Origin of the sequence: Methylomonas sp. LL1, assembly GCF_015711015.1 — a bacterium.
In the GTDB taxonomy this organism is placed as follows: domain Bacteria; phylum Pseudomonadota; class Gammaproteobacteria; order Methylococcales; family Methylomonadaceae; genus Methylomonas.
Genome location: NZ_CP064653.1, coordinates 2,145,834 through 2,169,613 on the forward strand (window position 1 = coordinate 2,145,834; position 23,780 = coordinate 2,169,613).

General features: G+C 51.3%; 24 protein-coding genes. 16 read left to right on the plus strand and 8 right to left on the minus strand.

All coding sequences use genetic code 11. From position 1 onward, the window contains the following. Positions 1–403: 403 nt before the first annotated feature. From IVG45_RS10010 to IVG45_RS10025, 4 genes are all read left to right on the plus strand, one after another. The gene (locus tag IVG45_RS10010) at positions 404–1,510 is read left to right on the plus strand and encodes an ATP-dependent nuclease (protein ID WP_196437669.1); all 1,107 of its coding nucleotides are present in this window, start codon (positions 404–406) and stop codon (positions 1,508–1,510) included. Between the two features lie 45 nt (positions 1,511–1,555). After that, positions 1,556–1,852, plus strand: a complete 297-nt coding sequence (locus tag IVG45_RS10015) for a transposase (RefSeq protein ID WP_196433868.1) — start codon at positions 1,556–1,558, stop codon at positions 1,850–1,852. Further along, positions 1,849–2,712, plus strand: coding sequence for an IS3 family transposase (locus IVG45_RS10020; RefSeq protein WP_196433927.1), 864 nt, complete (start codon positions 1,849–1,851; stop codon positions 2,710–2,712). The genes IVG45_RS10015 and IVG45_RS10020 overlap by 4 nt, the downstream gene beginning before the upstream one ends. A 152-nt stretch (positions 2,713–2,864) precedes the next feature. Continuing rightward, entirely contained in the window at positions 2,865–3,128 is a 264-nt protein-coding gene (locus IVG45_RS10025) for a hypothetical protein (protein WP_196437670.1), read from the plus strand. A 145-nt stretch (positions 3,129–3,273) separates the two neighbouring features. Here the strand turns inward: IVG45_RS10025 and IVG45_RS10030 are convergent, their stop codons facing one another. Further along, a complete protein-coding gene (locus IVG45_RS10030; RefSeq protein ID WP_196434802.1) occupies positions 3,274–4,311 on the minus strand; it encodes an IS110 family transposase in 1,038 nt (345 codons plus the stop codon). A gap of 493 nt (positions 4,312–4,804) precedes the next feature. Here IVG45_RS10030 and IVG45_RS10035 point away from each other — a divergent pair, with 493 nt between their 5' ends. Genes IVG45_RS10035 through hypF form a run of 8 tightly spaced genes read left to right on the plus strand, consistent with a single transcriptional unit; the run spans position 4,805 to position 10,767 of the window. Next, positions 4,805–5,011: a DUF2281 domain-containing protein gene (locus tag IVG45_RS10035; RefSeq protein WP_196437671.1), complete on the plus strand. Its 207-nt coding sequence runs from the start codon at positions 4,805–4,807 to the stop codon at positions 5,009–5,011. Continuing rightward, positions 5,001–5,399 (plus strand): PIN domain-containing protein, encoded by a 399-nt coding sequence (locus IVG45_RS10040; protein ID WP_196437672.1) that lies wholly within the window; start codon positions 5,001–5,003, stop codon positions 5,397–5,399. The genes IVG45_RS10035 and IVG45_RS10040 overlap by 11 nt, the downstream gene beginning before the upstream one ends. Positions 5,400–5,448: 49 nt before the next feature. Further along, on the plus strand, positions 5,449–5,682 hold the full coding sequence (locus tag IVG45_RS10045) for a HypC/HybG/HupF family hydrogenase formation chaperone (RefSeq protein ID WP_196437673.1): 234 nt from the start codon (positions 5,449–5,451) through the stop codon (positions 5,680–5,682). Continuing rightward, on the plus strand, positions 5,679–6,812 hold the full coding sequence (gene hypD, locus IVG45_RS10050; RefSeq protein WP_196437674.1) for a hydrogenase formation protein HypD: 1,134 nt from the start codon (positions 5,679–5,681) through the stop codon (positions 6,810–6,812). Before IVG45_RS10045 ends, hypD begins: the two co-directional genes overlap by 4 nt. 32 nt (positions 6,813–6,844) lie before the next feature. Beyond that, on the plus strand, positions 6,845–7,057 hold the full coding sequence (locus IVG45_RS10055) for an addiction module protein (protein WP_196437675.1): 213 nt from the start codon (positions 6,845–6,847) through the stop codon (positions 7,055–7,057). Next, positions 7,054–7,350, plus strand: coding sequence for a type II toxin-antitoxin system RelE/ParE family toxin (locus IVG45_RS10060; RefSeq protein ID WP_196437676.1), 297 nt, complete (start codon positions 7,054–7,056; stop codon positions 7,348–7,350). Before IVG45_RS10055 ends, IVG45_RS10060 begins: the two co-directional genes overlap by 4 nt. A gap of 52 nt (positions 7,351–7,402) precedes the next feature. Beyond that, positions 7,403–8,446 carry a hydrogenase expression/formation protein HypE gene (gene hypE, locus IVG45_RS10065; RefSeq protein WP_196437677.1) on the plus strand — a complete coding sequence of 348 codons (1,044 nt, stop codon included), beginning with the start codon at positions 7,403–7,405 and terminating at the stop codon, positions 8,444–8,446. Then, entirely contained in the window at positions 8,446–10,767 is a 2,322-nt protein-coding gene (hypF, locus tag IVG45_RS10070) for a carbamoyltransferase HypF (protein ID WP_196437678.1), read from the plus strand. Before hypE ends, hypF begins: the two co-directional genes overlap by 1 nt. A gap of 16 nt (positions 10,768–10,783) precedes the next feature. On the opposite strand, the gene mobA is transcribed toward hypF, so the two are convergent. Beyond that, complete coding sequence (gene mobA / locus IVG45_RS10075; RefSeq protein ID WP_196437679.1) at positions 10,784–11,377, minus strand: molybdenum cofactor guanylyltransferase MobA; 594 nt, start codon at positions 11,375–11,377, stop codon at positions 10,784–10,786. Positions 11,378–11,394: 17 nt separating this feature from the next. On the opposite strand from mobA, the gene IVG45_RS10080 reads away from it, so the two are divergent. The 3 genes from IVG45_RS10080 to IVG45_RS10090 all read left to right on the plus strand — a co-directional run bounded on the left by IVG45_RS10080 (position 11,395) and on the right by IVG45_RS10090 (position 12,927). Then, positions 11,395–11,865 (plus strand): DUF302 domain-containing protein, encoded by a 471-nt coding sequence (locus tag IVG45_RS10080; protein ID WP_196437981.1) that lies wholly within the window; start codon positions 11,395–11,397, stop codon positions 11,863–11,865. Positions 11,866–11,892: 27 nt separating this feature from the next. After that, entirely contained in the window at positions 11,893–12,279 is a 387-nt protein-coding gene (locus IVG45_RS10085; protein WP_196437680.1) for a hypothetical protein, read from the plus strand. Between the two features lie 90 nt (positions 12,280–12,369). After that, complete coding sequence (locus tag IVG45_RS10090) at positions 12,370–12,927, plus strand: hypothetical protein (protein ID WP_230874827.1); 558 nt, start codon at positions 12,370–12,372, stop codon at positions 12,925–12,927. Positions 12,928–13,117: 190 nt separating this feature from the next. Here IVG45_RS10090 and IVG45_RS10095 read toward each other — a convergent pair whose 3' ends face one another. After that, positions 13,118–13,687, minus strand: coding sequence for a transglutaminase-like cysteine peptidase (locus tag IVG45_RS10095; protein WP_230874828.1), 570 nt, complete (start codon positions 13,685–13,687; stop codon positions 13,118–13,120). Positions 13,688–13,784: 97 nt separating this feature from the next. Then, positions 13,785–15,689 carry a bifunctional diguanylate cyclase/phosphodiesterase gene (locus tag IVG45_RS10100; protein ID WP_196437682.1) on the minus strand — a complete coding sequence of 635 codons (1,905 nt, stop codon included), beginning with the start codon at positions 15,687–15,689 and terminating at the stop codon, positions 13,785–13,787. 270 nt (positions 15,690–15,959) lie between these two features. Here IVG45_RS10100 and IVG45_RS10105 point away from each other — a divergent pair, with 270 nt between their 5' ends. Next, the gene (locus IVG45_RS10105) at positions 15,960–18,260 is read left to right on the plus strand and encodes a PKD domain-containing protein (RefSeq protein WP_196437683.1); all 2,301 of its coding nucleotides are present in this window, start codon (positions 15,960–15,962) and stop codon (positions 18,258–18,260) included. Between the two features lie 81 nt (positions 18,261–18,341). Here the strand turns inward: IVG45_RS10105 and IVG45_RS10110 are convergent, their stop codons facing one another. The 4 genes from IVG45_RS10110 to IVG45_RS10125 form a co-directional block, all read right to left on the minus strand. Continuing rightward, positions 18,342–18,974 (minus strand): glycoside hydrolase family 19 protein, encoded by a 633-nt coding sequence (locus tag IVG45_RS10110; protein WP_196437684.1) that lies wholly within the window; start codon positions 18,972–18,974, stop codon positions 18,342–18,344. Positions 18,975–19,142: 168 nt separating this feature from the next. Beyond that, positions 19,143–20,159, minus strand: a complete 1,017-nt coding sequence (locus tag IVG45_RS10115; protein ID WP_196437685.1) for an alpha/beta hydrolase — start codon at positions 20,157–20,159, stop codon at positions 19,143–19,145. Between the two features lie 41 nt (positions 20,160–20,200). Next, positions 20,201–21,271 (minus strand): hypothetical protein, encoded by a 1,071-nt coding sequence (locus IVG45_RS10120; RefSeq protein ID WP_196437686.1) that lies wholly within the window; start codon positions 21,269–21,271, stop codon positions 20,201–20,203. 23 nt (positions 21,272–21,294) lie between these two features. After that, complete coding sequence (locus tag IVG45_RS10125) at positions 21,295–23,541, minus strand: phospholipase D-like domain-containing protein (protein ID WP_196437687.1); 2,247 nt, start codon at positions 23,539–23,541, stop codon at positions 21,295–21,297. Between the last annotated feature and the right edge of the window lie 239 nt (positions 23,542–23,780).

Consider the following 23,780-nt stretch of genomic DNA (forward strand, 5'->3'; position numbering starts at 1 on the left):
TCGTGGTGGTTCGGTATTTTGTGTCGCTGTCACGACGGATGGTTTTGAAGTCGGTTCTCGGACCGACAGCCGAGATACTTTCTTTTGCGTTGCCAAAAGAAAGTATCCAAAGAAAAGGCAACCCGGATTCCGCCTTTATCCTGCGCTTCTCGCTTTTGTCGAGGGTTTTCGGAAGGGGCTCCCAGCCCCTCCGAAAACGAGCGGCATCCCTGCCGCTCCCCTATCGGTCTATTCTCGCCAAAAGCTGCGATGCTCGGGGCGGAATAACGGGAGCAAACCCTATCCCGTTATCGATGGTAATTCAATAATTTTGTATATCGGTTAAGCTAATCTGTATTGCCCGCGATGCGCTTCACTTTGTTCATCCTACCAAGCTGAAATATTTTAATTACGGTTAAATCTGATGTCATATAGCGAAATTCGAGAATCGACAAAAGTTATGTTACTCGACAAAGTTCGAAAGCATGACTATGGCAAGTATTTGCTCAAGTCGAGTATTGCCAAAGTCCGTGGATTCACGGGTGAAGACATAACTTTTGAGTTTCCCGTTACCGCATTAATTGGACCAAATGGTAGCGGAAAATCTTCAGTTCTCGGAGCTGCGGGTTGCGCTTACAAACGGATAAAACCTGGCTTATTTTTCCCAAAGAGTGCTATTGGCGACGAGTCTATGTCTGAATGGCGAATTGAATATGAGGTTGTTGATAAAGATATTAATCAACGACAGACCGTAAAAAGGAGCAGTACATTTAGACAATCCAAGTGGGTTCGCGGTGAAGTTCTAGATCGCGATGTATTGTTTTTTGGAATTGAAAGAACAGTCCCAGCTGGCGAGAAACCACGCTTCAAGAAACTAATGCGCTCCACATATCATCATCAGGGTACTCTTTCAGACTTACCCCAAACAGTCGCACAGCAAATCGAGCATATTCTTGGTAAGTCAGTTGAAGGATTTAAAGTCACCGATGTAGGTCATGATGATGATTTTTTTATTGGACGTAACGGAGAAAATCAGTATTCAGAATTCCATTTCGGAGCTGGAGAGTCATCAATTATCCGAATGATTACTGAAATCGAAGCTGCACCAATTAATAGCCTAATTCTTATTGAAGAGATCGAAAATGGGCTTCACCCAGTTGCGACCCGGAGAATGGTGGAATATTTGATTGATGCGGCCGAAAGGCGATCAATACAAGCTATTTTCACAACACATAGTGATTATGCACTATCTCCGTTACCAAATGAGGCGATCTGGGCTTGCATTGATGGGAGGCTAAGACAGGGCAAGTTAAATGTTGAAGCTCTTCGGGCAGTTGCAGGAAGAGTGGATAAAAAACTCGCCATATTTGTTGAAGACGAGTTTGCAAAGTGCTGGGTAAATGCAATTCTACGTGAGAAGCTTGGAAATGATTACGAACAAGTTGAAGTTCATGCTGTTGCAGGCGACGGTAATGCTGTAACCACACATTGTGCGCACATGGCTAACCCTTCTATGATGTGGCTACACTAAACCGGACACACTTTTTAAAATAACCTGAAAAAGCGTGAATCCAAAATGAGCCAAGAAAAACCCAATACCTATACAGCCGAATTCAGAGCCTCAGCCGTCAAGTTGGCGAATGAATCCGATAAACCGATCAGCCAGGTAGCCCAGGATCTTGGCATTAACGTCAATACCTTGCATACCTGGATAGGAAAATACAGTCGCCCCAAAGACAGCAATAAAGCGGTCCGTACCGATGAACATCTGTACGATGAACTCAAGCGCCTTAAGAAGGAAGTGGCCCGATTGACCGAGGAGCGCGATTTACTAAAAAAGGCAGCGGCGTACTTCGCCAAGGAACAAAGATGAAGTACGCCTGGATCAAGCAGCATGCAGAGGACTTTGCGGTAGATACCCTGTGCCGGTTCATGAGGGTATCCCGAAGCGCCTACTACGACTGGCTGAAGCAAGGCCCCTCTGCGGGCGAACAAGACGATGCCGCCCTATCCGAGATGATCCAAAGCACCTTTGGCAAAAGCCGGGCAACCTACGGTACGCGCCGTCTCAAAGCCGCCTTATCCGCTCAGAACCGAACCGTCAGCCGCCGCCGTATCGGTCGTTTGATGCGGGAAGCGGGGTTGGCCTGTAAAACCAAGCGCAAATTCAAAGCCACGACGAATTCGAAGCATCATCAACCGGTTGCGTCCAATCACCTGGATCGGCAATTTGCCGTGGAAAAGCCCAATCAAGTTTATGCCGGCGACATCACCTATATCCATACGCAGGAGGGCTGGCTGTATCTGGCCGTGGTGATTGATCTCTATTCCCGGCAAGTCGTGGGCTGGTCTATGGCCGAACATATGCGGACCAAACTGGTGAACGATGCGCTACTGATGGCGGTTTGGAAGCGCAAGCCCGAGAAAGGCTTGCTATGGCATACCGATCGCGGCAGCCAATATGCATCGGACAGCCATCGAGCCTTATTAACGCAACACGGCATCCGGCAAAGCATGAGTCGTAAGGGAAACTGCTGGGATAATGCCGTCTCGGAAAGTTTCTTTCATACCCTGAAAATCGAGTTGATACATCACCAGACCTATCGAACCCGATCCGAGGCCAGGCAGGCCGTATTCGAATATATCGAAGTGTTTTATAACCGCGAGCGACTTCATTCCGCCAATGGCTACTTGTCGCCCGTTGACTACGAATTGCAGCTTAAAGCTGCTTAGCTGTGTGTCCGGAAAAGTGTTGACACATCACTATTACTTTTCGATCACTTTGCGTAATTGACGGAGACTCCAGACAGACAGAACAAAGTGATACTGGAATTTTTCGCCTTCCCGGCTCTCAACCAGAACTGACAATATTTGAAAACGCTCAAATGCGTTTGGAAACTGATCTTGCCATTCTCACTGTGTCATGCCAACGTGCTCCCGAAGCGCAAGACTTAGTTCGCCGTTCAATGGATGAAGTAATTCGGACTAATCGTGATCCACACCTGCTCTTTAATCAGTTAGGAATTAAGATTGGTTTTGTCCCTGAGGAAATTGTTCGAGGGGCATTTTTAGCACTTTGGGTACGTACTAACGAAGCGTTTTGCACAACGCTTGAATTGACAGTTCGTAAACTCATTCAGGAAAGCTAATAGACATTGTAGCTCCAACAATATTGATACTTGGCGTTGTATTTCATGATTATTCTCTCCCGTTATGCCGCGCCGAGCACCGGAGGTTTTGGCGGGATCAGCCCATAGATACTCTGTTCCAAGTCAACAAAATTCCATCACTTTTTCACTCAGCGATGATGGGTGTCGGAATGACATAAAACCGTGTGTTATCGAACGGCTGGTCGTGCTTTAGCATGCCATGGATCGCATGCAGTAATTTACGCATCACTGCGCAGACGGCCTGTAAAGGTTTCTTGCCGTTGTCGACCAAGTGCTGGAAATAAGCGCTGACATGGGGATCATGCTGTTTGGCGCTCAAGGCCGGCATATACAATGCCGAGCGAATATGCCGGTTACCCGCCTTGGACAGCCGCATTTTCTTATGTACGCTTTTGCCGGATTCAAAGGCTTTGGGATCGAGCCCGGCAAACTTGACCCATTCGCGATGCGACAGGTTGGGTGGCAATAACAGCAGTTCGCCCATCAAAGCAATGGCGCTGGTTTGGGCAATGCCTTTGATGCCGGTCAGCAACTCAAAAACACGCTTGAGTTCCGGGTGCTGGTTGATCAAGGTCATCGCTTCGGCGGCCAAGGTATCGATGCGTTTTTCCAATTGACTGATCGCCAGCTTGGCATCGCGCAGCAACGCCTTTGGAGTTTCCTGAGTCGCACTCAGTGCATGCAGATGGTTTTTCGCGGCAGCTTTCTGACCGGTCAGCGCATCAATGCGGCGGGCAAACCCGCGCAAAGCCAGGGTCTGATTCGATGGCCGGGTCCAGGCGACAAAGTCCATGCGCTCGACGTATTCGGCCAGGGTATTGGCATCAACGGCATCGGTTTTGCTGTTTCTCATCAACACCTTGGCGAAGTTATGCGAGGCCTTGGGATTGACGACCATCACGGGAATACCGGCGTCATGCAACGCAATTGCCAGGTCGAAATGGTAAATGCCGGTGGCTTCCAGGCAGACTTTGATGCCCGGCAGCTTGATCAGCTTGTTGACCAAGCGGGCACGGTCAGAGCGGGTATTGGCATATTTTTGTGGATCGAACGACTTGCCGTTCTTGCGGATCACCAGCACCAATTCATCGGCTCCGACATCCACGCCGGCAAACAGGCGGTGGATAGATTCAGCGATGGCATTGATTGGGAGGTTCGTCATAATCGTTTTTTAATTCAGTTAAAGGTTAAGTACACTATTCACCGGTTCCCGACCCTGCGCATGCACCTACCTTCCTTGTGTATGCAGGCTCTAAGCCTCGGATACTCCACGGTATGGGTGAATAGGGCGGGGGCCAATCTACAGCACAGGCTCTGGTATTTACCAGTCCTCAGGGGCGAACGGCCTCCCAATGAACGATGACAGCTTAATCGGTTCTTCTAGGCTATCGGTTGTTAAAATTCATCATACAAGGGGCGATGCAGGGATGCATCGCGTTGCTTGCAGGGGCTGGGACGCCCCTTCAAGCAACCCCTGCCAAAACTGAGGAGCACAGGATCAAGCGGCATCCGGGTCGCCTTTTCTTTGGATACTTTCTTTTGGCGAAGCAAAAGAAAGTATCCCGCCCGCCGGTGCGGGAACCGGCATTAAAAAAATCAGTCGCATAGCGACACAACATTACTCGACGCTTTGATAAAACGTAATAGGTAAACAGATGAACATAGCAGAACGTATTTACGAAACCGTCAAGACCATGCCCGACCAAACTGCCTGCGAAGTCTTGAGTTTTGCGGAAAATCTAAAGGCCAAACAAGTAGAAGAGGAACAAACGCGCCGGGAAAACGCCTTGGCTACACTGGCCAAATATCGAGGTCGTTTCAAGGCGGAAAAATTCGAGCGCAACGATTGCTATGACCGCTAGAATATTTGCCGACACTAATTTGTTTGTTTATGCCGAGTCGCAAGATCAGAGCAAATCGGAACAAGCGATTGACATCATTCAACACTCGCCGGTCATCAGTACTCAAGTCATCAACGAAACGGTTAGCGTCTTAACTAGAAAATACGGTTTTACATTGCCGGAAGCGCATGAAATTGCATCAAGCTTATTGGATCTGTGCGAGATTGTCGCAGTCGATGCGTTTACTGTTCGCAAAGCCATTGATTTGGCAGCACGTTACTCACTATCGCATTGGGACAGCCTGATAGTCGCTGCTGCGTTATTAGCGAATTGCAACATTCTTTACTCGGAAGATATGCAAGACGGACAAGTATTTGATAATCGCTTGACAGTGATTAATCCTTTTTAGCGTCATCGGCGCTATTTCGAACAACATCAGTAAAATTAAAGACAAACTTATGTGCTTAGCCCTCCCCGCTCAAATCCTGCAAATCCATTCCGACAACACCGGAATGGCCACCGTTTCCGTTGACGGCGTCAAGGTCGAAGTTTCGCTGGCGCTGGTCGACGACGTCCAAATCGGCGACTACGTGCTGGTTCACGTCGGCTATGCGCTGAACAAGATCGATGAAGACGAAGCCATCAAGACCCTGGCCCTGTTCGCCGAAGCCGGCCTGACGGCGACGCCATGAAATACATCGACGAATTCCGCCGGCACGATCTGGCTAAACAATTGGCCCAGGCCATCGCTCAAACCGTCCATCCCGAGCGGCATTACCGCTTGATGGAGTTTTGCGGCGGCCACACCCACGCGATTTTCCGCTACGGCGTGCAGGATTTGATGCCGGCCAATGTCGAGTTCATCCATGGCCCCGGCTGTCCGGTCTGCGTGCTGCCGACCGGCCGTATCGACAACGCGATTCAATTGGTCGAACAACACGACGTCATCCTCTGCACTTACGCCGACTTGGTGCGGGTGCCCGCTACTGGGCGCAACAGCCTGTTGAAAGCCAAGGCCGGCGGTGCCGATATTCGCATGGTCTATTCCACCCAGGACGTTTTGAAAATCGCCCGCGACAACTCTGATCGGCAAGTGGTGTTTTTCGCCATCGGTTTCGAAACCACCACCCCGCCGACCGCCGTGGCGATCAAGCAGGCTCGGGCCGAAGAGCTAAAAAACCTTACGGTATTCTGCAACCACGTGCTGACGCCGGCGGCGATGCAGGCGATTCTCGATGCGCCGGTGCCGGTGGCCATAGATGCCTTTTTAGGCCCGTCGCATGTCAGCAGCGTAATCGGCAGCCGGCCTTACGAAGTATTCGCCGAACAATACGGCAAACCCATCGTCATCGCCGGCTTCGAACCGTTGGATGTAATGCAATCGGCATTGATGCTGATCCGCCAACTCAACGATGGCCGGCATGAAGTGGAAAACGAATACAGCCGCGCGGTGACGCGCGACGGCAACCAAAAAGCCCAAGCCTTGGTCAACGAGGTATTGGAACTGCGTCCAGAGTTCGAATGGCGCGGCTTGGGTTTGATTCCGAATAGCGCTTTAAAGCTCAAGGCCGCTTATGCGGAGTTCGACGCCGAACAGCGTTTCGACATGCCCGCCATTCAGGCCAGCGATGTCAAAGGTTGCGAATGCCCGGCCATTTTGCGCGGCGCCAAAAAGCCGCAAGACTGCAAACTACTGGGCACGGTCTGTACCCCGGAAAACCCGATGGGTTCCTGCATGGTGTCGTCGGAAGGTGCTTGCGCGGCGTATTGGTCGTATGGTCGCTTGAGAGGCAATATCGCCACCTCTGTCGAATCACCGTAAAATGCATTGCATAATCATCACGGAGTCGGCCCATGCCCAGTAGCCAAGAAATTTATCAACAGCTCAGTCAGCTACCAGCGCTGGAAAAGTTGCAGTTGGCGGAATTGTTGCTGGCGGATTTGGATGTTCCGGATGCGGAAATTGATAGCCATTGGCGTCAGGAAGCGGCTAAGCGCTGGCAAGCCTATCGGGATGGAAAACTAAAGACGGTCGGATACGATGCGGTGATGCGGAAATATAAATGAAGGTTGAGTTTCTGGAGGCCGCCCAAGCCGAACTGGATCAGGCATTTGAATGGTATGAAACGCAACAAACTAATCTGGACAGACAATTTATAACCGAATTTGAAGCGACAATCAGACGAATCATTCGTTATCCGCTCGCTTACATCTCAATCGATCAGCAATTAAGGCGCTGTTTAATCAAGCGTTTCCCTTATGCGATTTTATACGGCATTGACGCCGACACGCTGGGTATCGTTGCCATAGCCCACTGTCATCGAAAACCGGACTATTGGCTGAAAAGAATCGCAAGCTAACTCTCATTCAGACACTTAACCCAAAGAAACGCGACAACACAGAGCCCTTTCCGTGACCAAAAAATTCACTTCAAGCTTAAATTTAAAATCCGGCCACGTCGACCTCAGCCACGGCGGCGGCGGCCGCGCCATGGCGCAATTGATCGACGAATTGTTCCTCAAGCATTTCGATAACGATTTGCTGCGCCAGCATAACGATCAGGCCTTGTTCAGCGTGCCGGCCGGCCGTTTTGTGATCAGCACCGACGGTCACGTGATTTCGCCGCTGTTCTTTCCAGGCGGCGACATCGGTTCGCTGGCGGTACACGGCACCGTCAACGATGTCGCCATGTCCGGCGCCAAGCCTTTGTATCTGGCAGCCGGTTTTATTCTGGAAGAAGGCTTGCCGCTGGCCGATCTGGAACGCATCGTCATCAGCATGGCCGCCGCCGCCCAAAAGGCCGGCACGCCCATCGTCACCGGCGATACCAAGGTGGTGGAACGCGGCAAGGGTGACGGGGTGTTCATTACCACCACCGGGGTGGGCATCGTGCCGGAAGGGGTGACGATCTCCGGCGACCGCGCCAAACCGGGGCATGCGATTCTGGTCAGTGGTTCGATGGGTGATCACGGCGTGGCCATTATGGCCGGGCGGGAACACTTGGAGTTCGAGACCAGTATCGTCTCCGATTCGGCGGCTTTGCACGAATTGGTCGCCGCCATGGTGGCGGCCGCGGGCAGTGAAATCCATTGCCTGCGCGACCCGACTCGCGGCGGCTTGGCCACCGCCTTGAACGAACTGGCCCGGCAATCCGGGGTTGGCATGGTGATAGACGAAGCCAGAATTCCGATGAAAGCGCAAGTCAAGGCTGCCTGCGAAATTCTGGGCTTGGACCCGCTGTACGTCGCTAACGAAGGCAAGCTGGTATGCATCTGCTCCGCCATTGCCGCCGAACAACTTTTACATGTCATGCAAGCCCACCCGCTGGGCCGCGACGCCGCCATCATCGGCGAAGTGATAGCCGATGCGCACGGCTTCGTGCAAATGCGCACGGCCTTCGGCGGCAGCCGCATCGTCGACTGGCCGGTGGGCGAACAGTTGCCGCGCATCTGCTGATGCCGGGCAAAACCATCCGGGCGCGCGGCGTGGTGCAGGGCGTCGGCTTTAGGCCGATGATCTGGCATCTGGCCCGTCAGCACGGTTTGCGCGGCGAAGTGTGGAACGACGGCCAGGGCGTGTTGATTCATGCCTTTGGCAGTGAAACCGATCTGGACGCCTTCATCAGGCAAATCCCGCAGCAGCTGCCGCCGCTGGCCAAACTGGAAAGTCTGGAGGTATCGGCCTTGGCCCAATGGCCCGATTATGCGGATTTTCGCATTGCCGACAGCCGCCTGGACGGCGTGCAAACCCCCATCGCCGCCGATGCCGCCACCTGTCCCGCCTGTCTGGCCGACATCGCCGACCCCAATAACCGCCGTTACCGCTACCCGTTCAGCAACTGCACCCATTGCGGGCCGCGCCTGTCCATCGTCCAGCGTGTGCCTTACGACCGCGGCAACACCAGTATGGCGGCATTTCCCATGTGCCCGGCCTGCCAACGCGAGTACGCCGATCCGGCCGACCGCCGCTTTCATGCCCAGGCCAACTGCTGCCCGGCTTGCGGCCCAAATTTGTGGCTGGAAGATAGCGAGGGCCGGTTAGCCGGCATACCAGATCCGATCGAGCACACAGTCGACCTGCTGCGCCAGGGCTACATCGTCGCCATCAAAGGCCTGGGCGGGTTTCACCTGGCCTGCAACGCCGCCGATAATGCTGCCGTGGACAAGCTGCGGCAACGCAAACGCCGTTACGCCAAACCATTCGCGTTGATGGCCAAAGACCTTGCGGCGATTCGCCGGCATGCCGCCGTCAGCGATTTGGAAGGGTGGGCCTTGCAGGATAAGGCCGCGCCGATTGTATTGCTGCGTGCCGCGGGCGAACGGCTGGCCGCCGGCATTGCCCCCGGTGACGACAGGCTGGGTTTCATGCTGCCCTACACACCGCTGCACAGTTTGTTGCTGCAAGCGTTGGAGATGCCGCTGGTGATGACGTCCGGTAATCTCAGCGACGAACCGCAATGCACCGAAAATGCCGAGGCCAGGCGCAAAATGGCCGGCATCGCCGATTATTGGCTACTGCATGACAGAGATATTGTGAATCGTCTGGACGACTCGGTAGTACGCGAGATGGACGGCGAAATACGGCTATTGCGCCGGGCGCGCGGTTACAGCCCGGAAGCGCTGACCTTGCCGCCCGGTTTTGAAGCGGCGGACGGCGTTCTGGCCATGGGCGCGGAATTAAAGAACAGTTTCTGTCTAGTCAAAGCCGGCCAGGCTATCGTTTCGCAACACATCGGCGACCTGGAAAGCGCAAGCGTGCAACTGGATTATCGGCAACTGATCGGACTGTACCAACAGCTATACGGCTTTCAAACCACGCATATTGCCGTGGACCGGCACCCCGGCTATTTATCCAGCCAATACGGCCAAGCGTTGGTCGACGCCGACCATTGCCAGCTGGTCGATGTGCATCATCACCACGCTCATCTGGCCGCCTGTCTGGCCGAACACGGCATTGCCTTGCAAACCAAACCGGTGCTGGCCGCCATTTTCGACGGTCTGGGTATGGGCGACGACGAGGCATTATGGGGCGGTGAATTTTTGCTGGGCGATTATCGGCATTGCAGCCGGCTCGGCCATTTGCAGGCCATCGCCCTGCCCGGCGGTAATCAGGCCATGCGCGAACCCTGGCGCAATACCTATGCGCAATTGCGGCATTATTTCGATTGGCCGGCGTTGCAGCGGGATTATCCAGACTTGGCCGTCGTGCAATTACTGGCCGCCAAGCCGCTGGCTACCTTGGATAACATGATAGGCAAAAACCTCAATTCGCCGCTGTGCAGTTCCTGCGGCCGTTGGTTCGATGCCTTTGCCGCCGCGCTGGGTTTGCATACCGAAGCAATCGACTACGAAGGTCAGGCCGCCATCGCACTGGAAACTTTGGCGACGCCTGGTTTTGCGCAGCAGCAGGCTTATCCCGATGCCTGGACGATGGAAACCACTAACGGCATGGCGATTTTAAGCTGGCGGGGGCTTTGGCTGGCGGTGCTGAACGATCTGAAACACGGCATCGAAAAAGCCGTCATCGCCGCCCGCATTCACCACAGCCTGATCGACGCCAGCGTCTCGCTACTGCTGCAACTCAGCGCCCAAACCGGCACGGACTGTATCGTCCTCAGCGGCGGCGTGTTTCAAAACCGCTTATTATTGGAAGGCGTCGGCCGAGCATTGCGCGCTGCGGGAAAAACCGTGCTGGCGCCGCAACGTTATCCGATGAACGACGGCGGGCTGGCCTTGGGACAGGCAGCGATTGCCGCAGCAAAATCGTTGGGTTCATAGGCCGAACAAATTTGCTCTACAAGCGTACTCTCCGTTCCAGGTCGGCCAATTCTTCGGCGGTATTGATATTGGCAAATATCTCCGGCATGGCGCTGAAATCGACCTTGAGCAATCGCTGCCGCTCGAACCAGCTTTGTAATTTGCGTTCGCCTCGCCCAAGATAATCCTGTAAATCGGCTTGCAGGCTGGTTCTGATTGCCGCAAATACCGGATGCAGACGATAGCCATCGAAGGCCACGGCGATATCGAATTCGTCCGTCAAAGCCGTCAGCAAGCGCTGCGCATGCGCGGTTGTCAACAACGGAGAATCGCAAGGCATCACCAACAACAGCGGGTTTTGCGCCGCCCGCATCGCCGCCAGCATGCCGGCCAACGGGCCGTCGAAATCGGCGTTGCCGTCTTCGAGCACCGCATAACCGAATTGGCGATACCGTGCTTGATTGCGATTGGCGCTGATCAACAATTGGTCGACCAGCGGCGCCATGGCCGCCAGCGCGTAAGCCACCAACGGCTTGTTATCGAATAACAGCAAACCTTTGTCCTGTCCTGCCATGCGTCTGGCCATGCCGCCCGCCAATACCACGCCGCTGACTTTGTTTTGCTCGCGCATAATGATAAGCTTTTGTGATGTTAAGAAAAGTCGTCATTTTCGCAAGCCTGCCGCTGATTGCAAGCTGCGCCGCTCCGGTCGGTCAGGACAATGTCAGCCGCGAACAGCTGGATTTCTATCAGGTGGAAACCGCGAAACCCTACGACGAGGTGCTGGCGGAACTGGAAATTGCCATCGCCGAACACAATTTTCGCATCACCGGCCATAGCCGAGTCGGCAAAGTGATCCGCGATCGCGGCGCCAAGGATTTTCCGGAATACGACACCGTACAGTTTTGTAATCTGACCCTGGCTAAAACCGTGCTGGAAATTACCCCGCACGCCATTGGCTACATGCCTTGCAATGTCGTAACCTATCAATTTGCCGGCAAAACCATCATCAGAACCCATTTGTTGCCGGAAGATGGCGACAATCCGGAACTGAACAAATTCGCTGCCACGATGAACCCACAACTCAAACAGATTGTTGATTTCGCCGCCGAACAATAATTTTTATCACTTAATCTATACAACACCATGAAACAGACCTTACTACTCACTGCTTTATTCATTGCATTAACCGGTTGCGCCACCACGCAGGAAGCCACTTCCGAAGCCGCCGCCGAACCGGCTATTTTGATCAATGATTATCCCACCCGCGACCGGGTCGATTATGTACTGGAATGCGTCGCCAAGCACGGCGGCCTCAGCTACATCAATCAATACGCCTGCGGCTGTAAAATCGACAAAATCGCCGAACAGCTGAGCTTTGCCGAATACGAGTCCGCCCGCACCTTCGTGCAAATGCAAAAAACACCGGGCGAAGCCGGCGCGCCGTTCCGCGATCCGGAACATTCCAAAGACTTGCGTTCCAAGCTAAAAGACGCCGATGCGGCAGCCGAAAAAGCTTGTTTCGTCAAGTAAAGTCCTATCGTTTTTAACCGAAACATCCTGATTTGATTCCGGTGCAAGCCGGAATCAGCCAAAGCAACGCTTGCGAATGAAGCTATCAGGATGAAACCTAATATTCCGAGCATGCTGAATCCATTCTCCGCCTTGCAATATCCCAAATCCAAACTGTTGATACTGGCGCTACTGACGCTGAACGCCGGCATCTATGCCGTTGTCGACACCCTGACCAGTACTATCGACGCCGTGACTTGGTTGATATTACTGGTGATTTACGAACTGGAAACCAACAGCAACAGTTTGCCGCTTTCGGAAGCGATGCTGCACAGAATACGCACGGGACTAATCGCGGTGATTGTGGGTGTGTTTTTCAGCTATCTGCGCGGTAGCGAGTGGCTGGATGTATGCAACTCGCTGCTTTGGTTTGCATTGATCGCGGTCATGGAGCTGGAAGTGCGGCGGCCGGATATTGTGATGCGGCATGCCAGCCTGTGCTGGCTGCTAACCCTAGCCATTTTTGCCGGCCTGATCGCGATGGCCGGCATCTGGCTTTGGCAACAAGCCTGGCTGGACGCCTACGATGCCGTATTATGGATAACGGCATTCGGCTTGATCGAGGTGGATATTTTCCACTTCTTGCAGCGCAAACAACCGGCCGTTTGAGATTTGCCGGCATCAAGCCCGTACCGGACACACGGAACTGAACTGATTTGCAAGCTGCGCCAGCTAAACCCAAAAGTCTGCCATATCGCGGGGCACAAGCGCGGGCCATCCAGTACCCTGGATTTGGATGGCAAGCTTCGACGAAATTACGACTGACGGGATCTGGCTTCGCAATAGCCGATGCAGTTTGCTAATCAGGAAGTGGTATCGCCAGCGCCCTTTGTTTGAGGTCTTGCCAAAGGCTGAGACTATCGGAACTGCCGACAGGGCTGCCTGCCGCCGTGTTTTTTGTTAACCATAAGCTGGTTCCATTGAAGCTATAAATAGGCAATAAGTCATGGCGTTGGGCCGCGGATTGAATCAATGGCACAAGATTATCCAAGATCAACGGCGTTACTTGTGGTGATTCGTAATAAGTCAGCACCATGTGAGCCTGATTGAGTTCCAGCGCCTTTACATAGGTGATTCGCAGCTTGCTTTCGTCAACGCCCATTTCCACCAAGGTGAAATATTTGGCAATCGAATAGTCTTCACAATCGCCGGCCCCTTTTAACAAAAACTCGATGGGCGTTGCCCAGTAATCGGATGCGTTCCACAAAATACTGTCATCAATGAATGCAGTGTTTTGATTAAAAAAATCATTCACTTTCCGCAGTTTTTCCTGGTCTGTGAGTCCCGCATTTGCATTGATAAGATTTGCCCAAGTAACTAGGCGTTGACGCGCCGCCAAACCAAATTGTCTTTCGATTTTGTCCAGCACCGCTATTTCGAAATCCAAAACGGATGCCGTGGCGTCACTGAACAGCATGGCTGCCGTTACGATAATAACGGGACACAAGCGAGTCAAAAACCCCACGTTAGCCGTTGGCGCCTAGGATGCCAATGGTTTTTAAGGTATGTAAGTCGTCAACATCGTTTACCTCCTCGGCCAGAATTTTGCTGTCTATTAAACTGGCGAGGGTTTGCAAAGTTTGCACGAAATCCTGTTTTTGTTGGCTATGGCTGATACCGGTTGTCAACTTTAAAGCCAGCCGAATGTAATCCGGTCTGAGTTTTTTCAAAATAGCCGACCCTAACGACAAGCTTTCAAAGCGCTTGATCATGACTTTGCTACCCCATTGATGCACCAGATCAATAAACTCCAGATAGGTTTCAATGTCTTTACTGACTGCGTAAGCCGACAAACTAAAGACCAGCCGTTTGGCGGATGCGGGATTTTGATCGATCTGCCGGGTTAGCCAGAGACGAAAATGGGCGTCTTTAATCGATTGAGTCGATAAGTTTAGCGCCAAGGCTTGGGGCTCAAGTTTATCGCGGAGATGATTCAGAACCTGACTGAATACACCCTTATCGAGATCAATGATTTTTCCAGTGTTTTCCGCAATTGCGATGAAGGGGGCTATTGCAACAGGCATAGCCTGACGGTCGAATATTTCAATAACAGCTTCCTCGATCAACAGTTTTGCTGATTGCACGTCCTTTATCCGATTTTTATAGACAACCGAATAACGCCGGTTTTCGACACATTCCGAAACCAGTTCAGTCCATTCGGTCATATCGCGAGCGGCGTCTGCGCTTTTCCGAATGAAATGGCGATTGGGGCCAATCAGTTTAGCCTGCTCGTAAGCCTCATAAACAGTCGCCAAGATGTTTTCCAAGCTACTGATCGAGTGAATGGGAACTACACCTATATGAACCAGATCAGGATGCTGATAAGCCTGTCCTAACTCGGAAAATTGCCTGCCGAGCCGTAGAACCAGGTTTTCGATCTGATCCGGGTGACTGTTTGTCACAAGCAGCGCAAACTCGGCCCCATGGAATCGATAGGCTTTTGCCGAATATTCGGTTTGCTGATCGGTTACGTTCCGTAAGATTTCAGCGAAATTCCGCAAGTAGTTGTCAATAGTTTGGCTATCTTTCAGTTTGGCTAATTCGCTCAAGCTATCAAATTTAAGCAATACGCAGAAAGCATCGTCGTTGTTGGGGCTTGTGTGATTAAAGTCGGTTTCAAACACCGATTTTTTGAACAATCCGGTTAGCTCGTCACGCAATAAACCGCTGCCAATGCTTTCCAATTGATTATTCAGGGCGGTAAACATGGTTTGAATTTTTTGGGACATCACGTTCATCGATTTGGCAACGTTTCTGACTTCGCTGGTCCATGGCAAGTTATCAATCGTGACAAAGTGGCCATTAGCCAATGCAAGCGCCATTTGATCAATTTTGATCAACGAGGCCAAGGTGATACGCAATGCAAGCGATAACAGCACGATCGAGGCAATAAAAGCGGCTAACGAGTAATAAAAAGTGGTTTTAGCCTGTGCATAGAGCTTTAGATAGGCATAGTTAACGTTGACAGTCACGTAAACAACGCCTCTGATTTGCCAGTCGGAACTGATTTCACTGCTTGCCGTTGCGGAACTCATAGGCAAATATTCGATGAACCAGTCAGGTACACCCTCTATTTTTTGATCATTCCCGAGCAATACTAAATCGATACCCTTATTGTCGACTAGCCGGATTTCCTTGTAATAGCCCATGTCGAAAATGGCATTGATCATGGCTTTTATACCGTGATCGCTTGGATCGGTGATATAAGGTGCTAACGATAGCCCTAATGAGGTAGCGGTATCTTGGGCATGGATTTTGGCCTCACCTTGCAGATACTCTCTGATGTTGTTAACGCTAAGGATAAAATTAAGGCTAAAAATCAGCAAAAATAGGGCAGATATCAGGGTTAGGAGTTGCTTAGATAAAGACATAAGTTGGAACCTCTAATAATTTACCCGTTCATATGCCAACAAGCTCGGTGCAAATCAGTAAACCTTTGATTTTTCGCGGTATTTTTCGCATTAATTGTGTCGAGGAGCAATTTTTTGAGATTCCCATAAAAGTTTCCATGCCGAAGGCTATTTTTACAAGCAATGGAATTTTGCAATAGACATCTAATATTCAACAATCAATCCGAATTACTATTTTACTTGAAGATAACTTTGAAAGCCGGCTGACAATCGCTAACCAGGGAGATAGCAATGAAAACAACATACACATTATTGGCATCCGCAGTGCTAATCGCGCTGCAGGGCTGCGCGGCGACGCCCGATGAAACCGCGTCGCTTGAATCCGATCTGAGTAAATCCCTCCCGCCCGCCGCGGCCGGCATTGCCGCGGAACCGCTTTATTACTCTTCCGCCGATGCCGCAGCCAAAGCACTATTGGGTTATAACTATGGCTTAGTAAATTTACCTGATGGTGGAGTGCAGGCGTTTGTTTCCGGCTTAGCCGGTTCCGGCACGGATAATGTTGCTCCACCGAACCAGAGAATGACTCAAGTAACCTCTAATACTATTTTGGCGGAACTTTCCCAAGAAGAAAAAGAAATGCCGTTTCCGCGGATAAGCTTGAAGGAGAAAGTAAATGGTCAAGCGGCTATCGATGCACTGGGGGACAATCTTGACGAAGTTGCAAGGTCATATGATATGTCACCGGAACGATTAGAAGAGATTCTGCGTACGGATTCAACTGCCTGGATAGATCAGAGCGGTCGATTGCTTTATATCGACTCCCATACTGAAATACCTACGGACGCAGTGCAAGAGGCCACTACTGCCGTTAATGGAACCGGCAACACAGCTACCACAGCAGCAACCGCCGATCCTTTTGCATTGCACAGCAAACCAGGCTCAAATCGATTGATTTACCTGGATTTCAATGGCCATAGCGCCACCAATACTGCTTGGTATTCAGGCACCTTGACCGCTCAGGCTTATGATATCGATGGCAATCCTGGGGTGTTTAGCGAGACTGAATTGAATAATATTCGTGAAATTTGGCGACGTGTCGCGGAAGATTATGCCCCGTTCGACGTGGACGTCACGACTCAAGAACCTCCATTGACGGCCTTGCAACGCACCAACAGCAGTGACATTCAATATGGTACGCGCGCGGTAATTACCCGCTCCATGCCGCAACTTTGCAGCCAATCTTGCGGCGGTGTCGCTTATGTAAACGTGTTTTCTTTTTATTCTTCCTCAACGCCCGACCGCTATCAGCCTGCCTGGGCTTTTTTCGATAAGTTGGGCAATGGTAACCCAAAGTACGTGGCCGAAGCAGTATCCCATGAAGTTGGCCACAATTTGAATCTCAATCATGATGGTAACGCAACTACTGGTTATTACTCAGGCCATGGCAGTGACGCTACCGGTTGGGCGCCTATCATGGGCGTTGGTTACTATAAACCCGTAACGCAATGGAGCAAGGGAGAGTATTCCGGCGCTAACAACAAACAAGATGATGTCGCGGTGATTCATGCGGCGGGTGCGGCCATACGCGCGGATGATTATTCCAATACGATTACCTCCGCCGCGCCGCTAGCAGGCAGCGCGGGAGCCGTTGCACAGTCCGGTATCATTGAGCGAGACACGGATGTTGATACATTCTCATTTCTGACCGGCGGCGGAAATGTGCAATTCACTGTTACGCCTGACTCAGTTGCGGCAAACCTGGATGTATTGCTGAAAATATTGGATGTATCGGGTAATCTAGTTACTCAGATCAATCCGGTTGATGGTTTAAATGCAACACTCAGTACCACGCTGGCTGCCGGACAGTTCTTTCTGCAAGTCGAAGGGGTGGGCAAGGGAGACTTGGTCACTGGTTATTCTGATTACGGTAGTCTTGGCCAGTATCAAATCACCGGTTCCTATGCGGAAGGTGTGGCGACTTTATCGCCGCCCACGGCCGGTTTATCGGTTACACCCTTAACGGGAGATGCGCCTTTGAATGTTACCTTGAATGGCAGCAGTTCCAGTGATAGCGACGGTTCCATCACGGCCTACAATTGGAATTTTGGGGACGGCACCTCGGCCAGTGGCAGCGCGACCACCAGTCATCTGTATCAGACTGCGGGCAACTACACTGCAACCTTGACAGTCACCGATAATAGCGGCCTGACCGGTAGCGCTTCACAATCGATTCAGGTTGCTCAAGCACCCATCAAGGGCATGAAATCCAGTGGCACGAAAGTTACCCGTAAGATCAGCGGCAGCAATTCTCAATGCGTCGCGACTACAACCATCAAATACGGCGAGGCTATTATGCCCGGCGCCACGGTTAAAGGCTTCTGGCTGGGTTCGTCTACCAGCGGCAACAAAACCGTCCGCTATTTGGCTACGGCTAATGCAGTCACCGCAAAAAATGGCACGGTAACCTTCAATAGTCGTAATGCGCCTAAAAACTCTAAGGGCACATGCGCATTTACCATCATGAGTGTATCGAAAAAAGGTTATACCTATGATGGCAGTGGCTCGGTTTCCTCAAGTTTCAGCTGGTAATTGAGAGCTAGGCGACCATCGGCATTGCCTGCCAGGGCAATCCGATGGTTGCCGACACCACTTCAAAAAAGATCAACGACATCAACTCAACAAGGGCTTAATTGCGTTAAAGAGTGCTAGCCTATCCCGCAAACCGGCCGTGCCTCCATTAATTTTTTTGGTAATAATAGTGAAATCTTCCAAGTCGTTATCATTGGTTTCATCATCAGCCAAGGCATTGAGTCCGTGACCATACCAATAATAAGCCGCACTCATCGCCGCCCAGTTTGGCGACAACAATAAGTCTGGGTCATTGATAAGATCGATACCCAATGCCTTGCCGACATCTAAATAATTGCTTCTACCTGTAATTTGAATCAGACCTCGTCCTCTATAGCGGAAACCATCTCCCGATTCCGCGGGTCCATTTCCCATACGGTTGGCATACACAAAATTGGCGAGTTTTTCTTCGTTTCTGATATAGGGGGTTGCGCTGGCTTGGGTTGGGAAACGTTTAGGCCAAACGGCCATCAATCGGGCAGCTGTTTTATAATATAAACTTTCTATCAGTCTATTGAATTGACTGGACTCGTGTCCGGTTTGAGCTAAAAAACATGCCATCCGCCCAGGCGAATTAATTTCGAACTTTTCCATGGCGGAATTTAGCACTTGAGCCCATTGCTCAGGTGCCTTACAAAGTGGCAATGCGGCTTTAAGTGATGCAGAGGTAATCATTTTTTATCTCCACTGTTCGAAGTTTGAATATATTCAGGCTGAATAGTAAGAAATACGCTGCCTATGGCGTTATAAACCTCAAAAAAGCCATACCTTCTCGTTGACGGAATAATTACATTCAATATTTTTATGTAGCGAACTGCATATCACTGACTGCGCTTCCCGAGTTCAGATTAATTTGAATTTGTTGGCATGCGGCACATAATAACGCGACAATTTTTCCGACTCGGAACTCTCGCCCTGCAATATGGCGATCATGTCGGTGACAACTTTATCGTTATAAACATGGTACGAGTGATAGTCATCGCTGGTTAGGCCGAACACCACGCTACTGGCATCCACTAGAACCACTTTTGCCGGGATTTGATGAGGTCTGCTTGGCCCATCGTGACCGAGCCTATCGGGGTTACCTTTGGCGTAATCACTGATGGTTAGCGCCAGATCGCTATTATTAAAATAGGCGGTAATCCGTTGGGCTAAATCAGGCAACAAGGCCAATTTATGCTCGTGCTCAAAGCTGTCGTTGTCTTCATCGGCTGCCGTCAGAATGATATTATCAAAGATACGAGACAAGGATTTGCCACCGGCAATTTTCTTGGCCTGCTGTAAGGCATGACGTAATACATAGTTGCCCATGCTATGGGCAATCAGATTCACTTTTTGCCGGCAAGCCTCGTCGGTCGAGGTTCCTCTTAAGAAGCCGGCCAATTTCATCAGTCCTCGAGCAAAGGCGTAACCGGAAGCTTCGGCATCATGCCTGTCGTTAACATAGCCACTCAGGCTGCCACCCGAAGATAAAGACACAATCCCGCCGTCCGAAGGCCAGGAAAACACAAAGATATTGGGTGTGTACTTGCCGCCCGACAAGGCATGATACCGATCATACATCCGGCCCGCCGACTCCAACGCCTCTTTGAATGACACATTGAAGCCGTGAATGAAAACCAAGGAATCGGCTTCATCGATCTTCATCTTGCCCCGCAACTCTTGAAGTAATGCCAAGGATCCGGCCTTTTCGTTATTGGGCAGCACTTCAATCGTTGCCGGTTCGAGTTTACCTGCCTTAACTTCCGCTTGACCAAACCGGAGGTCGCCCAATCCTTCCTTGGAAAAACGTCCGTCAAAACCGGTCGGTTTGGTTTTATGGTTAGGATTGCGATTGGTTGCAAAATAAATGGTCGCCATAATTGCCTCGGTATTTGGTATCGGTGATGGTTACAAGTCGCCTAATTCGGTGGAAAACCAACCTCTGTTGATGCATCGGTTTTTCCTGCCATTGCCGGAGCAGGCGAAGTCTCCGGTTGATTGATTTTGGGCGCGAGATAACTGATCTGGCTCAAGCCCATCAAAGCAACTAGCTCCCATGGAACATCCCATAAATCGCCCTCCAGAATGCTTTTGGTCACGAACAACAACAGCGTAAACAGAGTCCAAAACACCATTTGTGCCCGCGTCATCGACAAGTTTCCCTGTCCTCTAACCGAATAATCGACGACCAAATCCGATAGTCTGGGCTGGCGATTAACCCACGCCTCGCCTTCCGCGGGAACATCCAAGGCTTTGGCAGCCTTTTCACCTTGAGCATAACTAATGCCACCGGTTGCCAAGGATAAGCCCATCAACGCAATCAGCGATTCGGGAATCGTAGGCACCTGCAGACGCATCAAGCCATACGCCATCACCATGCAACCGATGGCCAAGGTCCATAACATGACTTGTGCGCGGGATAGCGATAAAGCCCCGTCATTACCGCAGATAAATTGAATAGGCTGTTTGTTGCCGAGCTTTGCCAGACCGATCAATACCGACAACAACAGAAAAACCAACAAACACGGAATAACAAAAGCCGGCACGGTATTGGACAAATACACCTCGCGACCGCCGATCGCGACTTGTTGGTTATTCAGTTCGTCCTGCCAGATCAAGGTCGGCGTCAATCGCACCACCGTTTTGTAAAACGGCACGGGGTAATGGCTCAGATCAAACAACAACAGCGTCCCGGTTAACGCAATCTTGGCCTCATTCACCACCTGTTCGACGGTTTGATGCCGGGCAACGAGCATGGGCTCAATAAAGCGCTGTTCGTCGGGCCGCTTGGGACTGATCACATGGCTGGCGGTCAATACCAGCCTGGGCTTCATACTGTCGGCAATATCCTGGGAAATAAACACCCGGATCGGATGCGACTTGAGTTGCCCATCCGCCATAAACAAGTCCACCGGAACCGACTCCGCATGCAGCAAACTCAAAGGCATTAGCGATAACAGGCTGATGAAAACCAGCAACGTCTTACGCATAGCTCCCCCTGAAGCCGGACTTACTAGAGTTGGTAAGGAAACAAATTGATTAAGGCATTAAGCGCCGGATTCATGGCATTGGCCGAATCGATGGCCTTGGCCATATCCCACAACTTGACCGAAGACGTGTACATGTCCGAACGATCAATCAACGCTTGCCCCCAGGCGCGCACGACTTCATTCAATTCGTCGTCCAAGTAATAGCGTTGGCTCTCGTGCTGCAAAAAACCGTTGGCATGCAGATTATTGCTGGTATCGCTAACATACCATTTGTCGTCGTAAGCCACTTTGGCATGAAGAGTGCCACCGCCTATCCCATCCCATTTCTTTTTCATGAAAATCCGCAGCGAACCAGTGGCATCCGGCATTGCTTGAATCTCATCAAGTAAATGCGCGGCATATTTGACGATAGCCCCGCTGATTTGCGGCACATCGATGGTTTGCGGCGAGTTGGTGACAATATTGACAATACGGCCATCGCGTACCGCCCGCTTGATGGCTTCCAGTGTCGGATCCAGATTGGCGCCGGGAACCGGCGGCAACACGTAGGCCTGAATCAAGGTAAAGCTGAAGCCGGATATTTCCAGGCCGCTCAACACTCCGATCAGGCCATTGAAGGTTGAATCCGGCCCCGGCATGTCATGCGTGGCCAAGCCGATGATGTCACCCTGCTTCGATGGCGTCGCATAGTGTATATCCTCGCGAACGATGTTCGGGCGCATGTGCATTTTGGCTTGCTGAAGCCACATATCATCCTCGGCGCGCTGCAACGACTGCGCCAGTTTGCCGGCAATTTTGAATTCGGCATCCATCCAGTCAAAGAAATAATCGCCATGAATATTACGGCCACCGACTATCGCCGAGGCATCGGCACCATAGCCGTTGGCAATAGCGGATTTGGAATGATTGGAATCACCCGGGGTGCCACGTTCATCGTTATTGAAAAAGCACAGCGTGACGTTGGGATGAGCCGCCAACTCGGCCAACAGGCCACCGAGCACGACATGACTATCAGGATCAACCAACACCACTCCGGGATCGCGAAACGCCACGGTTCTATCGACGGTCATGTGGATTTCACCACCCGCATCGGCCAATTCTTTTAGCTTTGCCGCCAGCCTGGGGCCCAAACCATAGTTATCGACCGGCTTGTTGGCGTAATGCTTCCAGACCGTGTAATCGTAGGTTACCGACTGGCCCGACTCGGCTAACGTTATTAATCGGTCGATGTCCGCCAACCGGGCGGCAAATGCATCGTTGCCTTCGGGCATGAAATCGACCCGATTGCCCCAAACAAATTCCGGCTTGGAAAACCCTGCTTCGGGTTGGACCAATTCGGCAAACTTGGCCAGCACATTCATGCGGATAATCTCATCGCGTTTATAGAAACCATCACGCTGGAACAACTCGATTTGCTTATCTTCGCTGTAATACATCGGCTCCTGCGGGTTAATAGCCAAGGTTTTGCGCAGCTTGTTGAGCGATACCAGTTTGTCGTTGACTTCCTTGGCGATCTGATTCGGCGATTTGTAATAACGCCCGTCGCTAGTGGTGGCTTTCTGATTCAGCAACAATTCGCTGAGTATGGTCGCACGCAAATTATCGGCCATGATTTCATTGCGAATTTTATTGGCCTCGATTTGTTCGGGAGTCGCCGGCGTACCGTCTTTGTTTTGCGTAATAGGCAGGGAGGCATTGACGAAATCTTCCGAAAATTGCGGCAACTGACCGGCATTGTTGATTCTCACCATATCGTTGCCGATTTGCGAACGATCGCCGGTGGTCAAAGCCAATTGCAAGTGGCTAGGCGGAATATCGTATTTCTCACCGGCTCGAGACAAGCGCTCCACGGTTTCCGCCCTTTGCTGAGTTTTACGGATTTGTTCGTCACTGACCGGCGTGGCATTTTGCAAATCCACTCCAGGCTTGGCGGTAAACCTGTACCATTGGTTCGGTAAACCCGGCTGTTCCGGATTGAGCTCCAAATAAAACGAACGTGAATCCGATTTGGAGGCGTACACCTGATAATCATAGCCATTTGGTCCGCCAAGTTGATCCCTGATTTCGCGATTGGGATTCAAACCGACCGCCTTGAAGGCATCCTTTTTTAGTAAACCGGAGGCATCGTTTGGCTTTTGCGCGCCGAAACGCTCGGGCGGCAACACATACCTATCCTTCATGTTCAACCCGAGTAAAGCCATGGCAATATCGGCTTCCGTTAAGGTATGGCCCCCGAGGACTGATCCAGCGCCAAGTGTGTTGTTACCCATATAAACCTCTCCTCGAATCAAGATGATAATTGGCAAAAACCCAGTAACATTCGAGCATCAGAACCGCGTAAATGTGAATGGCTTCACACAATAATAGTAAAATAATCGTATTTCTCAAGTGATGAGAGACTTTATTTCACATGCTGAAAGCCCCGATACGGGCCATTTTGTACCGATTTTTCTAGGCGCCCAAATCAGCCTCATTTTATTCGCGGCCCGTCCCTGGCAGAATCAGATCA

Excerpts from the sequence above, each read along its gene's own strand:
- IVG45_RS10010 (WP_196437669.1), top strand. The coding sequence starts at position 404 with ATGTCATATAGCGAAATTCGAGAATCGACAAAAGTTATGTTACTCGAC.
- IVG45_RS10015 (WP_196433868.1), top strand. The coding sequence starts at position 1,556 with ATGAGCCAAGAAAAACCCAATACCTATACAGCCGAATTCAGAGCCTCA.
- IVG45_RS10020 (WP_196433927.1), top strand. The coding sequence starts at position 1,849 with ATGAAGTACGCCTGGATCAAGCAGCATGCAGAGGACTTTGCGGTAGAT.
- IVG45_RS10025 (WP_196437670.1), top strand. The coding sequence starts at position 2,865 with ATGCGTTTGGAAACTGATCTTGCCATTCTCACTGTGTCATGCCAACGT.
- IVG45_RS10030 (WP_196434802.1), bottom strand. The coding sequence starts at position 4,311 with ATGACGAACCTCCCAATCAATGCCATCGCTGAATCTATCCACCGCCTG.
- IVG45_RS10035 (WP_196437671.1), top strand. The coding sequence starts at position 4,805 with ATGAACATAGCAGAACGTATTTACGAAACCGTCAAGACCATGCCCGAC.
- IVG45_RS10040 (WP_196437672.1), top strand. The coding sequence starts at position 5,001 with ATGACCGCTAGAATATTTGCCGACACTAATTTGTTTGTTTATGCCGAG.
- IVG45_RS10045 (WP_196437673.1), top strand. The coding sequence starts at position 5,449 with ATGTGCTTAGCCCTCCCCGCTCAAATCCTGCAAATCCATTCCGACAAC.
- hypD (WP_196437674.1), top strand. The coding sequence starts at position 5,679 with ATGAAATACATCGACGAATTCCGCCGGCACGATCTGGCTAAACAATTG.
- IVG45_RS10055 (WP_196437675.1), top strand. The coding sequence starts at position 6,845 with ATGCCCAGTAGCCAAGAAATTTATCAACAGCTCAGTCAGCTACCAGCG.
- IVG45_RS10060 (WP_196437676.1), top strand. The coding sequence starts at position 7,054 with ATGAAGGTTGAGTTTCTGGAGGCCGCCCAAGCCGAACTGGATCAGGCA.
- hypF (WP_196437678.1), top strand. The coding sequence starts at position 8,446 with ATGCCGGGCAAAACCATCCGGGCGCGCGGCGTGGTGCAGGGCGTCGGC.
- mobA (WP_196437679.1), bottom strand. The coding sequence starts at position 11,377 with ATGCGCGAGCAAAACAAAGTCAGCGGCGTGGTATTGGCGGGCGGCATG.
- IVG45_RS10080 (WP_196437981.1), top strand. The coding sequence starts at position 11,395 with ATGTTAAGAAAAGTCGTCATTTTCGCAAGCCTGCCGCTGATTGCAAGC.
- IVG45_RS10085 (WP_196437680.1), top strand. The coding sequence starts at position 11,893 with ATGAAACAGACCTTACTACTCACTGCTTTATTCATTGCATTAACCGGT.
- IVG45_RS10090 (WP_230874827.1), top strand. The coding sequence starts at position 12,370 with ATGAAACCTAATATTCCGAGCATGCTGAATCCATTCTCCGCCTTGCAA.
- IVG45_RS10100 (WP_196437682.1), bottom strand. The coding sequence starts at position 15,689 with ATGTCTTTATCTAAGCAACTCCTAACCCTGATATCTGCCCTATTTTTG.
- IVG45_RS10105 (WP_196437683.1), top strand. The coding sequence starts at position 15,960 with ATGAAAACAACATACACATTATTGGCATCCGCAGTGCTAATCGCGCTG.
- IVG45_RS10110 (WP_196437684.1), bottom strand. The coding sequence starts at position 18,974 with ATGATTACCTCTGCATCACTTAAAGCCGCATTGCCACTTTGTAAGGCA.
- IVG45_RS10115 (WP_196437685.1), bottom strand. The coding sequence starts at position 20,159 with ATGGCGACCATTTATTTTGCAACCAATCGCAATCCTAACCATAAAACC.
- IVG45_RS10120 (WP_196437686.1), bottom strand. The coding sequence starts at position 21,271 with ATGCGTAAGACGTTGCTGGTTTTCATCAGCCTGTTATCGCTAATGCCT.
- IVG45_RS10125 (WP_196437687.1), bottom strand. The coding sequence starts at position 23,541 with ATGGGTAACAACACACTTGGCGCTGGATCAGTCCTCGGGGGCCATACC.